Origin of the sequence: Sphingomonas asaccharolytica NBRC 15499 (assembly GCF_001598355.1) — a bacterium.
Lineage (GTDB): Bacteria > Pseudomonadota > Alphaproteobacteria > Sphingomonadales > Sphingomonadaceae > Sphingomonas > Sphingomonas asaccharolytica.
Genome location: NZ_BCYU01000001.1, coordinates 1 through 12,500, shown reverse-complemented (window position 1 = coordinate 12,500; position 12,500 = coordinate 1). Strand labels below are relative to the sequence as shown.

The 12,500-nt window shown below is 65.9% G+C and carries 12 protein-coding genes (1 of these 12 running past the window's edge); 7 read left to right on the top strand and 5 right to left on the bottom strand.

The genetic code is table 11. The features are described 5' to 3' along the window. Together SAS01S_RS00055 and SAS01S_RS00050 are read right to left on the bottom strand one after the other, a co-directional pair. Positions 1-988, bottom strand: partial view of a glycosyltransferase family 2 protein gene (locus tag SAS01S_RS00055; RefSeq protein WP_066802925.1) — the 5' portion only. 83 nt of this gene lie to the left of the window's left edge; 988 of the gene's 1,071 nt are visible here — the first part of the coding sequence; its start codon is at positions 986-988; its stop codon lies beyond the left edge, outside the window. Continuing rightward, the gene (locus SAS01S_RS00050; protein ID WP_066802923.1) at positions 985-3,453 is read right to left on the bottom strand and encodes an aminotransferase class I/II-fold pyridoxal phosphate-dependent enzyme; all 2,469 of its coding nucleotides are present in this window, start codon (positions 3,451-3,453) and stop codon (positions 985-987) included. Before SAS01S_RS00050 ends, SAS01S_RS00055 begins: the two co-directional genes overlap by 4 nt. Positions 3,454-3,553: 100 nt before the next feature. On the opposite strand from SAS01S_RS00050, the gene SAS01S_RS00045 reads away from it, so the two are divergent. The 7 genes from SAS01S_RS00045 (at position 3,554) to SAS01S_RS00015 (ending at position 9,843) form a co-directional block, all read left to right on the top strand. Then, the gene (locus SAS01S_RS00045; protein WP_066802921.1) at positions 3,554-4,018 is read left to right on the top strand and encodes a (2Fe-2S)-binding protein; all 465 of its coding nucleotides are present in this window, start codon (positions 3,554-3,556) and stop codon (positions 4,016-4,018) included. Continuing rightward, positions 4,015-6,168, top strand: a complete 2,154-nt coding sequence (locus tag SAS01S_RS00040) for a xanthine dehydrogenase family protein molybdopterin-binding subunit (protein WP_066802918.1) — start codon at positions 4,015-4,017, stop codon at positions 6,166-6,168. The genes SAS01S_RS00045 and SAS01S_RS00040 overlap by 4 nt, the downstream gene beginning before the upstream one ends. Positions 6,169-6,176: 8 nt before the next feature. Next, positions 6,177-6,797 (top strand): Isoquinoline 1-oxidoreductase subunit, encoded by a 621-nt coding sequence (locus SAS01S_RS00035; protein WP_066803143.1) that lies wholly within the window; start codon positions 6,177-6,179, stop codon positions 6,795-6,797. Positions 6,798-6,976: 179 nt separating this feature from the next. Continuing rightward, entirely contained in the window at positions 6,977-7,324 is a 348-nt protein-coding gene (locus tag SAS01S_RS00030) for a poly(R)-hydroxyalkanoic acid synthase subunit PhaE (RefSeq protein ID WP_066802915.1), read from the top strand. 98 nt (positions 7,325-7,422) lie between these two features. Then, on the top strand, positions 7,423-8,493 hold the full coding sequence (locus SAS01S_RS00025; protein WP_066802912.1) for a PHA/PHB synthase family protein: 1,071 nt from the start codon (positions 7,423-7,425) through the stop codon (positions 8,491-8,493). Beyond that, the gene (locus SAS01S_RS00020) at positions 8,490-9,023 is read left to right on the top strand and encodes a GNAT family N-acetyltransferase (protein ID WP_066802908.1); all 534 of its coding nucleotides are present in this window, start codon (positions 8,490-8,492) and stop codon (positions 9,021-9,023) included. The genes SAS01S_RS00025 and SAS01S_RS00020 overlap by 4 nt, the downstream gene beginning before the upstream one ends. Before the next feature lie 34 nt (positions 9,024-9,057). Then, complete coding sequence (locus tag SAS01S_RS00015) at positions 9,058-9,843, top strand: esterase/lipase family protein (protein ID WP_066803140.1); 786 nt, start codon at positions 9,058-9,060, stop codon at positions 9,841-9,843. A 29-nt stretch (positions 9,844-9,872) separates the two neighbouring features. Here SAS01S_RS00015 and SAS01S_RS22040 read toward each other — a convergent pair whose 3' ends face one another. From SAS01S_RS22040 to SAS01S_RS00005, 3 genes are all read right to left on the bottom strand, one after another. Then, positions 9,873-10,136 carry an endonuclease domain-containing protein gene (locus SAS01S_RS22040; RefSeq protein WP_245656694.1) on the bottom strand — a complete coding sequence of 88 codons (264 nt, stop codon included), beginning with the start codon at positions 10,134-10,136 and terminating at the stop codon, positions 9,873-9,875. 187 nt (positions 10,137-10,323) lie between these two features. Next, a complete protein-coding gene (locus tag SAS01S_RS22035; RefSeq protein WP_084238339.1) occupies positions 10,324-10,788 on the bottom strand; it encodes a phasin family protein in 465 nt (154 codons plus the stop codon). Further along, complete coding sequence (locus SAS01S_RS00005) at positions 10,788-12,338, bottom strand: WS/DGAT/MGAT family O-acyltransferase (protein ID WP_066802906.1); 1,551 nt, start codon at positions 12,336-12,338, stop codon at positions 10,788-10,790. Before SAS01S_RS00005 ends, SAS01S_RS22035 begins: the two co-directional genes overlap by 1 nt. Between the last annotated feature and the right edge of the window lie 162 nt (positions 12,339-12,500).

Genomic DNA, 12,500 nt, shown 5'->3' with positions numbered 1-12,500 from the left:
CCAGGCCGAGATGGTCGGGCCGCACCGCCATTGCCGCCATCAGCCCGATCGTGCCGGCCTTGAGCCCTGTGCGCACCACGCGGCCCCAGCGCAGCGCCGATTCCCAACGGATCATCCTCAGGCTTTCCGCATCAACCTCGCGCGTGGCGATGAAATGCGCCTGCAGCGCGCCGATCGTGTGGCCCAGCCGCTCGAGCATCGCCCGGTCCGGCACGGGCACGGCGCGCATCACATGCTCGATGATCAGCTTGGCGCCAACCTCGGCATCGTCGAACCCTTCGGCCGCGTAGCTTTCCGCGAGCACCCGCAACGCGTTGCTGCTCATCGTCTCGGCATAAAGCTGCGACGCGCCGCCGCCGTGCTTGCGATAGAGCAGCAGCGGATCGTCGATCCGCGCGATCCCGGCTTGGCGCGCCATGCGGTGATAGAGGTCGAAATCCTCGGCATAGAGATAATCGGGTCGGGTGAACTCGCTATCGGGCGAAAGCCGGTCGCGGCGCAGCATGACGGTCGACCAGACCAACGGGTTTTCGATCCATAACAGCCATTCGACCAGCCGCGGCGTCGTCACCGGCGACTTGATGCTCGACGTCACCGCGCCGTCCTCGAGGATCGCGGCGCTCGCTGCGACCAAGGCGATGTCGGGATGCGCGTCGAGAAACGCGACCTGGCGTGCGAACCGGCCGGGCAGGCAGATGTCGTCTTGGTCGAGCCCCGCAATATAGCGCCCGCCCGCCTCGGCGAAGGCGCGGTTGCGGCTGCGTACCGGGCCGACATTCTGCTCAGCCGCGATTACCCTAAGCCGTGGGTCGCGGCAGGCGCGCAACAAATCGAGCGTGCCGTCGGTCGAGCAATCGTCAACTACGATCACTTCGAAATCGGCGAAGCTTTGTGCCCATAGGCTGTCGAGCGTCTCGCCGATCAGCGTCGCGCCGTTATAGACGGCCATCACCACGCTGACGGTCGGGTTGGCGTGCGGGGCGCTCATGCCACCGCCCTTTGCCGCTCGCTCAACACCTGATCGACGATCATCTGGCCGACATCGTTCTGCCATTGCCACAGGCCGTTGGCCTGACCGCGGAAGCTCGCCTCGCCGCCCATCCGGCCCCAGGGCACGAACCCTGCCGCGAGCCCGATGCCGAATGCGCCGGGGATCGGTTGTTCGTCAGCGTCGAGGATGCGGCAATAGCGGTCGACCATCGGCCGTCCGGCATGCGCCGCGAGCGCAATCGACGTGCCATCGGCTTCGAGCAGGGACAAAGCGCGCGGGCGATAGCCCAAGGCGGCGATCACCAGATCGGCAGTCTCGACGATCGTCCGGGCCTCGACATCGTCGTCCGCAATCCGATGGACCGCAACGCGGGGATCCGGCGCGCGGCCATCGACCTGTAGCATGCGCAGCACGAGTTCGCGGGCCTCCAGGCGAAAGCCACCGAGGCGATAGACGAATCCCGAGACCGGACAGATATCGTCGGGGCCGAAATCGGTGAAATTGTCCGCCCGCGCCGCGGCTTCGCTATGGTAGAATGGCCGCAGCGGCAAGCGATGGAGTAGGGTGACGCCGCCGGCGCCGAAGGCGATCCCGGGACGGCTACGCAACAGCAACGCGACGCTGGCGAGCGCGCTAGTCGAGCCGCCGATGACCGCGACTTTTGGATTGCGTTTGCTGCGCAGCAAATCGGCCGCGCGATCGAGCCCGCCCAAGGCGAGCAATTCGTCGGACTGGATCAGCCGACAATCCGCAAGGCGGTGCAACGGCGCGCCGGCAACATCGCGCGCCACCAGCTCGTCGAGCGGTTGGTGCCCGCCGGTCGCAATCACGATATTATGCGATCGCCGCTCGCTCTCGCTGCCGTCGGCCAGCCGCCGCAGCCGCGTGGTCCAGCCGCCCTGCGGCGAGCGCCGCGCCTCGATCACTTCATGCCCGGTCGCGACGTTGCCGCCATTGGCTGCGACGATCGCGCCGAGCCGGTCGCCGGTCACGCGCAGCAACGGACCGGCGTCAGCCAACGGTACCCCGAGGGCGTCGACGAACCTGGCGACCTGCCGCGCCGCCGGATGATCGATCAGCGCGGCGATCTCCGGATGCGGATTGTCCCTGACCGCCGACAAGAAGGTCTCCGCGGTCGAATCCGACGAAATCGCATATTGCCCCAGCCGCCCGCCACCGAGCGCATCGTCGCGTTCGACCAGGGTCAGGCCTGCCTGGGCAAGCGCAACGAGACGATCCTGTTTCGACGCGGCGGTGAGAAGCGCGGTCCCGGCCGGGCCGCCGCCGACGATCAGCATCGCGTCGACGTCGCGCGCGCTTGCGGGTGTGCCCCGTGCGCGGATCGCGGCATTGGCCCGCGCCGAGATGTGACGCGCATCGGCCGCGGTCATGCGATCGGAAATTGGGAGCGAGACGATGCGGTCGGCGACATGGTCGGCGGCCGGGGTCGGACCGACAACGGCATGATCGCGGATCCACGCCTGCTGCCCGAGATGAGGGCTGAAATAGGTGCCGCAGCCGATGCCGTCCGCGGCCAGCGCGGCGACGAAGCGGTCGCGATCGATCCGGTCGGGGAGCAGCGCCGGCATGAATTGGAACGCGCGGCGCCTGCCCTCGATCGCCTGCAAGGTCATGCCGTCGAGCGTTTCGCGATAGCTCGCTTCGATGTCTGCGCGGCGTGCGGCGACGTCGTCCAATTGAGCGAGCTTGAGGCGCGCCATCGCCGCGACCAATTCGGACATCTTGGCGTTCATTCCCGGCATGGCCGCCGAGCGGCTGCCGGCGAAACCGAAATTGGCCATCTCGCGCAGCTCGCGGATCAGGGCCGGGTCGCCGCAATGGATCAACCCACCCTCGGCGACCGCGAACGTCTTGGTCGCGTGCAGCGAATAGACGATCGGGAAGGGCGCGCCCGCGCCGAACCCCTGACCCTCGGCATCGATCGTTCCGAGCGAGGCGGCGGCATCCACGACCACGCCGACCTGGTGCCGCTGCATGATCCAGGCGTAGCGGTCCAGGTCTATCGCATTGCCGAACGTCGCATAGGGCACCACGACCGCAATCTGTCCGGCATGTTTCTGGAGCAGCCGCTCCTCGGCGGCGGGGCACATCGACCAGTCGTCCGGGTCGATATCGGCGAGCAGCGGGGTCAGTCCGCACCATTCGGCAGCCTGTGCGGTCGCGGCGAACGTGAAGGCAGGCATCAGGGCGAGCTTGCCCGCGCCGCGCTCGCGCCCCGCTGCCTGGCGGATTGCGAGCATCAGCCCCAAAGTCGCGTTGGCCACGCCGAGACACGCGCCCTGGCCGCCAAACAGGCGATCGGTCGATTCCGCCTCGAACGCGCGAAGTTCCGGCCCGTTGTTCGAATAAATTCCCGATTGCTCGACGCGCGTCAGCACGTCGAGATGCTCGCTGAGACGCGGCGGATTGGGGTCGACCAGCGGATAGCGAAGTTGAACCATGGCCGTCCGGCTTAGCGGTGGGGACCTAAAAACAGGTTACGCTTGGCGGCACGTCGTCACGAGGTTAGCATTCTCCAGCGAACACCAAGGAGACGCTGGCATGGCGGTCGAATTCCTCCTCAACGGCAAGCACATGTCGTTCGACGGCGATCCCGACACGCCGTTGCTCTGGGTGATCCGCGATCATGCCGGTTTGACCGGTACCAAATATGGCTGCGGCATCGCGCAATGCGGCGCCTGCACCGTCCATCTCGACGGCAAGAACCGGCGCTCGTGCGTGACGCCGATCGACACCGTCGCCGGCAAGACGGTGACGACGATCGAGGGCGTTTCCGGTCCCGTGGCTGAGGCGGTGCAAAAAGCCTGGGTCGCGATCGATGTGCCGCAATGCGGTTTCTGCCAATCGGGCCAGGTGATGAGCGCGATCGGGCTGCTCAAGCAGAAGCCAAAGCCAACCGATGCCGATATCGACGCCGGCATGGCGGGCAATATCTGCCGTTGCGCGACCTATGTCCGCATCCGTCAGGCGATCAAGGACGCGGCCAACGCGAAGGTGTCAGCATGACCGCCGTCGCGACCGATCGTCGCCAGTTCCTTGCCGGGTCCGGCCTGGTGCTCGGGCTGGTGCTGCCGATGCGGGGCGCCAAGGCGATGGCGCCGGCTGGGCCGACCTTCGCTCCCAATGCCTTCGTGCGGGTGCTGCCCGACAACACGGTCAGTGTAGTGATCAAGCATGTCGAGTTCGGCCAGGGGCCGGCCACCGGGCTGACGACGATCGTCGCCGATGAGATGGATGCCGATTGGGCGCAGATGCGCGTCGAATTCGCGCCGGCCAACGACCCGCTTTACAAGAATCTCGCTTTCGGCACGATGGGCACGGGCGGCTCGACGGCGATGGCCAATAGCTGGATGCAGATGCGCAATGCGGGCGCCGCGGCGCGCGCGATGCTGGTCGCCGCCGCCGCCAAGACCTGGAACGTACCGGCGAGCGAGGTCAAGGTCGCCAGGGGCGTCGTCAGCCATGGCGCGAAGAAAGCGAGTTTCGGCGATCTCGCTGCCACCGCGGCGACGATGCCGGTGCCCGACAAGCCGGTTCTCAAGACGCCCGAGCAGTGGACATTGATCGGCACCGACGTTCCCAAGATCGACAGCCTGATCAAGTCGACCGGCGCGGCGCAGTTCACGATGGACATCAAGCGCCCCAACATGGTGGTCTCGGTGATCCAGCACCCGCCCGCGTTCGGCGGCAAGGTCAAGGCGGTCGACGACAAGGCGGCGCTGGCGGTGCCCGGCGTGGTCGCGGTCAAGCCGATCCCGCAAGGCGTGGTGGTCTATGCCAAGGACACTTATGCGGCGATGAAGGGCCGCAACGCGCTCAAAGTCGACTGGGATCTGAGCCAGGCCGAGACGCGATCGACCGAGGCGATGCTGCGCGACTATCTGGCGCAGGCGACAAATCCGGGCACGCAGTGCGAGGCCGATGGCGACGCGGCCAAGGCGCTGGCCGGTGCCGCCAAGACGATCGAGGCGACCTATATCTTTCCGTTCCTGGCGCACGCGCCGATGGAGCCGATGGATTCGGTAATCGAGCCCAAGACGGGCGGCGCCGATTTCTGGTGCGGCAGCCAGTTCCAGGTCGGTGACACGCGCGCGGTGGCAGGCGTGCTCGGCGTGCCGTTCGAGGGCATGACGCTCCACGAACAATATGCGGGCGGCAGCTTCGGCCGTCGCGCGACTCCCGACATGGGCCATGCGGTCGAATCCGCCCAAGCGGTCAAGGCGCTTGGGGGCACCCGAGCGGTCAAGCATATGTGGACGCGCGAGAACGACATTACCGGCGGCCGCTATCGCCCGCTGATGGTCCACAAGCTGCGCGGTGGGATCGATGCCAAGGGCGCGATCGTCGCGCTCGATGCGATCACCACCGGCCAGTCGTTCATGATCGGCACGCCTTTCTTCGACGCCAAGGAACCGTTCGACGAGGCGATGGTCGAAGGGCTGACCAAATCGGCCTATGGCTTCCCCAATTACCGCGTCGGCGTGAACGTGATGAAGAATGGCGTGCCGACCCTGTGGTGGCGTTCGGTCGGCAACACCCACACCGCTTATGTGATGGAGACATTCCTCGACCGGCTGATCGAGCTCGGCAAACAGGACCCCATCCGGGCGCGGCTCGCGCTGATGAAGGAGGAGCGCGCGAAAACCGTGCTCAGGCGCGTCGCCGAGCTTGCCGGCGGGCTGACCGCCAAATCGGGCCGTGCGCGCGGCGTCGCTTTCCACAAGAGCTTCGGGTCGTACGTCGCGCAGATCGCCGAAGTGTCGGCCGGTGCCGACGGCTTGCCCAAGGTCCACAAGATCTGGGCGGCGATCGATTGCGGCGTGCCGATCAACCCCAATGTCATGCGCGCGCAAGTCGAAGGCGGGATCGGCTATGGCCTGGGTCATGCGCTTTATGCCGAGATCACCTTGGGTGAGGGCGGGGTGGTGCAGCAGTCGAATTTCGACACTTATCGATCCCTGCGGATCGGCGAGATGCCCGACGTCGAGGTCGCGATTATCAAGTCGACCGCCGACCCGACCGGGATCGGCGAGCCCGGTTTGCCGCCGGCCGCGCCCGCGGTGGCCAATGCCTGGCGCCGGCTGACCGGCAAGGTGGTCGAACGGCTGCCCTTTGCCCATCCCTCCAACCTCGCGACCTTGGGAGGCAAAGCATGAGGATGGGCATGATCTCGCTCCCGCGGTTCGGCGTTATCGCGCTCGTCGCCTCGGTCATCATCCTGCCGCTGTCGATCGCGCATGGCGGTGAGGCATCTGGGCTGAAACCCGCCAGCGCGTTCGCCGGCATCGCCGACCGCAACGCGCGCTCGACCGCGATCTTCACCGAGATGGGCAAGGTGCTGATGTCGCCGCGCTGCCTCAATTGCCATCCGCGCACCGACAGCCCGACCCAGGGTGATGCGATGCTGCTCCATTCGCCACCCGTGACGCGCGGGCCCGATGGGTTCGGCGCGGCGGGGATGGAATGCGCGACGTGCCATGGCCCACGCAACGCCGCGTTTGGCAATGGCGGCGGATCGGTGCCGGGCAATCCCAAATGGCATTTGGCGCCGCGCAGCATGGCCTGGCAGGGGCTGACGCTTGGCCAGATCTGCGCCGTGATCAAGGATCGGACCAAGAATGGCGGGCTCAGCCTCGAACAACTGATCGACCATAACGGCAAGGACGATCTGGTCGGCTGGGGCTGGAAGCCGGGGCCGGGCCGTGTCCCCGCGCCGGGGACGCAGGCCGAGTTCGGGGCGCTTACAGAGGCTTGGGTGGAGAGTGGGGCGGCCTGCCCGAAGTGACTCGATATTCCCCTCCCTGTAAGGGAGGGGTTAGGGGTGGGTGGCGAGCGCAGCGAGTTCCCTTCGGTCGCACCCACCCCCGACCCCTCCCTTGCAGGGAGGGGAGTTGGCGATGCTGCGCCTCAACCCGCAGCAAATGCTCGCTTGACGTAATCGGCAGCCCGACTCAGGATGACGCCATGACAAATACCGATCCGGCCGCGTTCTTTCGCGACATGCTGGGCGAATGGGAGAAGATGGCCAACAAGGTCGGGGGCGACTTCGCCCGATCCGACGAATTCGCCCGTGCGATGCACGGCGCCACTGCTGCGACGATGAGCACGCAGGAAGCGATCAGCGCGATGATGACCCGCGCGCTTGCTGCCGCCAATATGCCGAGCCGTACCGAGATCGAGGATCTGTCGGGGCGCTTGGGGCGGATCGAGGACCAGCTTGCTCGGATAGAAGCTGCACTCGGTGGCAAGGCCGAGCGACCTGCGCGGCCCAAACCTAGCCGCACGCGCAAGCCGCCAGAGAAAAAGAGCTGACCGCGACCGTCGTCCGTATTCCTGCGAACGCAGGAATCCAGGGTAACGGGCGAATCGCTTGGGGCCCTAGGCTCCTGCTTTCGCAGGAGCACAAGTAAGTGGCCAGCGCGGCCTTCGACCTCGCCGACGGCGCCGCCCGCGAGTTCGAACGCGCGATGCAGCGCAATCTCAAAGGACTCGAATACTTCCAGACCAGCGGCCCGACGCTCGGCGCGACGCCCAAGGATGTGCTGATCGAACGCGGCACGATGCGGCTCTATCATTATCATCCGCGTACCGACGACGTGTACCGCGTGCCGTTGCTGCTGGTGATGGCGACGACCAACCGCGGCTACATCTTCGATATGGTGCCGGGCCAGAGCCTGGTCGAATATCTGCTCGACGCCGGCTTCGACGTATTCATGCTCGACTGGGACGCGCCGCGTGCCGACGAGCGCAGTCTCAGTCTCGAAAGCTATGTGCTCGACTTCCTCCCGGCCGCCGTCGCGCGGGTGAAGGAGGAGACGAGCGAGGACGACGTCACGGTTGTCGCTTATTGCTTCGGCGGCGTGTTGTCATTGCTGTGGGCCGCGCTTCACCCCGACGACGGGCTGGCCAATCTGGTCACCTTCACCACCCCGGTCGACTTCTCCAGGATGGAGATGTTCCAGAGCTGGGCGGATCGCCGTTTCTTCGACGTCGATCGGCTGGTCGACACGTTCGGCAATTGCCCCGGCGACTATCTCTACACCGCGTTCGACATGTTGCGCCCCGGTCAGCGCGCAGCGGGCAGCATCCGGCTCTACGACAATCTGTGGAACGACGATTTCGTGAAGTCGTATCGCATGTTCGATCGTTGGTCGGCCGATATCCTGCCCTTAGCGGGCGAGTATTTCCGACAGACCACCAAGAAACTGATGTGGGGCAACGAGTTGATCGAGGGTGCGCTCGAGGTCGGCGGCCGCCGCGTCGATCTCGGCAATATCACTGTGCCGTTCCTCCATGTCGCCGCCGAGCACGACCATATCGTCCCGACCGCCGCCTCGGCGCCGCTGATCGGGATGGTCGGATCGAAGGACAAGAACGAGATCGTGTTGAAGGGCGGGCATGTCAGCCTGGTCGCCGGCGGCAATGCGATCAAGCGGTTGTGGCCCAATCTGGTGGAGTGGCTGGGAGTGCGATCGATATGAGCCATGCCATCCGCCGCTTCCGTTCCGACGACGCCGAGGCGATGGTCGGCTTTGCCCGCTCGCTGCCCGAGCACGATCTGCTGTTCCTTAGCCGCGATGTGCGCGAACCGCGCGTGGTCGCGGCCTGGCTCAAGGCGATCGAGGAAGGCGAGATCGACAGCCTGATCGCCGAGGATGGCGGGCAGATCGTCGCCACCGCTGCGCTGGTCCGCGACCCGCTGAGCTGGAGCGCGCATGTCGGCGAAGTGCGGTTGTTGGTCGCGCCCGGACGGCGCGGCGCGGGGCTGGGCAGCGATCTGCTCCAGGGTGTCTTCATGATCGCCAAGGATCGTGGGCTGACCAAATTGGTCGCGCGAATGACGGTCGATCAGACCGGGTCGATCGCTTTGTTCGAAGGCGTCGGATTCCGCGCCGAAGCGATGCTCAAGGATCAGGTCCGCGGGACCGATGGCCGCAGCCACGATGTCGCGATCCTGAGCTACGACGCTGCAAGGGTGGCGGCGCTCCATGCCGCGACGGGGATCGAATGAGGGGGCGGCGCGTAGGTGCCGGATGAAAAACAACATGTCACACACCGAAACCCAGACCAAGGCGCCCTCGGCGCTGCTCGCGCTGACCGAATTACCCCGCGCGCTCGTCGAGCTCGGCGCGCTGCCCTGGGCCGCCCCGCTGCTCGCGACCGCCCCGCGTGGCGATGGCCATCCGGTGTTGGTGCTGCCGGGATTCGTCACCAGCGATCGCTCGACCACAATCCTTCGCGGCTTCCTCAATGGACAGGGCTATGACGCGCATGCCTGGGAACTCGGCCGCAACCTTGGACCCAAGGCGATCGGCCATCAGGGCGAGAAGCTGATCGCGCGCATCCTCGAAGTGCATGAAGCGACCGGCAAGAAGGTCAGTCTGGTCGGCTGGAGCCTGGGCGGGGTAATGGCGCGGCTGGTCGCCAAGCGTATCCCCCATGCGGTGCGACAGGTCATCACGCTCGGCTCGCCCTTTTCGGGCAGTCCTAAAGCGTCGAACGTCTGGCGCGCCTATGAAATGTTCACCGGGCAGAAGGTCGACGACGCCCATACCAAGTCGCAGTTGAGCGAGGTTTCCGCACCGCCGCCGGTCCCCTCGACCGCGATCTATTCGCGCGCCGACGGTGTGGTCGCCTGGCAGAATTGCTGCGAGGAAGTCGGGCCCACCAGCGACAATATCGAGGTGTACGGCAGCCATTGCGGCCTGGGGATCAACGCCAGCGTGCTCTACGCGGTGGCGGACCGCTTGGCGCAGGCCGAGGATGACTGGCATCCGTTCGAACGGACGGGGTTGCGGGCGCTGGTATATCCGTCTGCGGGGCACGCCTGACAGTAAGACATGGAGAAAGCCCCTCCCCTTCAGGGGAGGGGTTGGGGTGGGGGAGTAACTCTTCCCGGCCAGCGCCCAGGCAATGAACTCGCAGTATCGAGAAGCTGCCAAGCGACGCCGTCGATGTTCGACATAACATCGGCATTTCCGAACCGAATGACTGTAAATCCCAGAGCCTTCAGCCGTGCATCGCGAGAAGCATCGCTCCGATCGTCATGGGTGTCACCGTCGACCTCGACGCACAGACCAATCGCAGGACAGAAGAAGTCGACAATCGCCTGAGCTTCGAACACGACATGCTGCCGGCGAAATTTGAAACCGTTGAGTGTCCGTTGGACAGGGACCGCCACAGCCGCTTTTCGGCTCGGTCGGGTTGCGGCGCATTTCGTGAGCGCGCCTCAGAAGTTCGGCCTCGGTGGCCATCGAGTCCCCCACCCCAACCCCTCCCCTGAAGGGGAGGGGCTTTTTTACATCGCCGCCTTACTTCTTCCCTTCCCCCACGGCATCCCGCCCGAACCGCAGGATCAACTCGCCGACCTCACGCGCATGCGCCAGCGACCGCGCGCCCTGTTGCTTGAGATACTCGCCCTGAATCTTCGCCACTTCAGCGGGGCTCTTGGCCCCTGCCGCCGCGCGCATCGCGGCGAACGCCTGTCGGGTGTTCTCCTCTGCATGCTCGATCATCTTCATGCTGACCGCTGAGCCCTGCTTGGCGATCTTCTCGCCTGAGGCTTTGATCTTCTCGCCCGATTTCTTGAGGTTCTCGCGCGCCCCCTCGACACGATCGGCGGCAGTCTTGGCACTGCCGGCGACTTTGTCGGTGGCGTCTTTCGTAGCTTTCGCGGCGCGGTCGGTGGCCTTCTTGGTCGCCGCGGCGGCCTTGTCCGTCGCGTCCTTGGCGCGCTTGGTACCCTTGTCGATCGCGTCCTTGACCTTCTTCGCCATCATTTAGCTCCTTTGACAGGTGTCCGCTTTGCGGCGGGTTTGGCAGGGGTTTTGGGCCTGGCTGCCGTGCGCGGCTTCGCCGCTGCGCGGGGTTTGGGCGCAGGCTTGTTCTCGTTCGCCGGCTTGGCGCCCGGTTGCGTCGTCGCGGCTTTCAATGCCTCGAACGACTCCCGCAGCGCCTTCGCGTAATTGTCCGGGTCGGGCAGCATGTCGCGGTCGGCGGTGAACGACACCGCGATCGTGTCGCCGTACGAATAGACCGGGTTGATCAGCCCCATGCTGTCGAACACCGGTGCCGTTCCGTACATCGCCAGCATCTTGGCGCCGCAGAAATAGAGCGGCACGCGCGGACCGGGAATGTTGGTCACGACGCAGTTGAATGCCGGCGCGTGCATGTTTGCCGCCCCGACGCGGGTATAGAGCCGCGCGCCGAGCCCGGCGAGGCCCGACGGGATCAGTTTCGAATAATCGGCCAGGGTCCGCGCGCCCACCGCATTGGTCATCGCCTTCGAATTGACCGCCTCGCCATGGACGAAGCGCAGCCGTTCGAGCGGATCGGCGATCTGCGTGCCGAGTCCGACGACCATCGCCGAGACGAGATTGCCGAGCGCTGCCTTCTCGCCTTCCTGCCGCACGGAGATCGGCGCCATCGCGGTCAGCGTCTCCTTGGGCAATTCGCCCTTATCGAGCAGGTACGCGCGCAGCGCTCCCCCAACCACGGTCAGGATGACGTCGTTGACCGTGGCGTTTGGCACCACGTCCTTGACCGCGCGCACCTCGGCCAGCTTGAACGGCACCGCGTCCCACACGCGATGCGCGCCGACCTTGCCGTTGAACCGCGTCTTCGGCGCCGCGCGCGAGTTCTTGAGGCTGACGTCGCCTTTGCCCGCCTGCACCGCGAGCTTGGCCATGCCGGGCAGCGACCGCCCGATCGTCTCGGCGATGCGCATCGGCTGGAGCAGATTGTTGAAATAGCTGCGGGTCAGCAGATCGGCGACGCGCGGCATGTTCTCGGGTTGCCAGGTGTCGGGCTTGTCGGGTTCTGCCATCAACGGATCGAGATCGTGGACCGCGGCCGACATCTCGACTCCCGACATGCCGTCGATCGCCGCGTGATGGACCTTGGAGACGAGTGCGAAGCAGCCGGGCGGCAAACCGGGGATATTGTCGAGCCCCTCGACCACGGTGAATTCCCACAAGGGTTTCGACAGATCGAGCGGGCGTGCATGGAGCCGCGCGACCTGGATGCAGAGCTGACGCCAGTCGCCGGGCTTGGGCAGCGCAATGTGGCGGACATGGAATTCGAGGTCGAATTCGGGATCCTCGATCCAATAGGGATGGTCGACATCGAACGGCACGCGGACCAGCCGCTGGCGGAAACTGCGCGCGCCTTGCAGCCGGCTGGCAATGAAGCGGAGGATGTCCTTGAACCGCACGAACCCGCCGGGCGCGGTCGACGGATCGTAGATGCCGACCGATCCGATATGCATCGGGGTGTGCGGAGTCTCGAGATAGACGAACGACGCATCCTGCGCGCTCAATTGCTGCATCAGGCCCTCTCCTCATGCGCCGGCGCGGGCCGGTCGGGGAGGGAGCCTATCATGGGGAAGGGCGGGGAGCGAATCGGGGAAATATTCCCTCTCCTATCGGGAGAGGGAGGGAGGCGCGCAGCGCCGGAAGGGTGATGGCAGGGGCAGACAAACCTGCCCTCA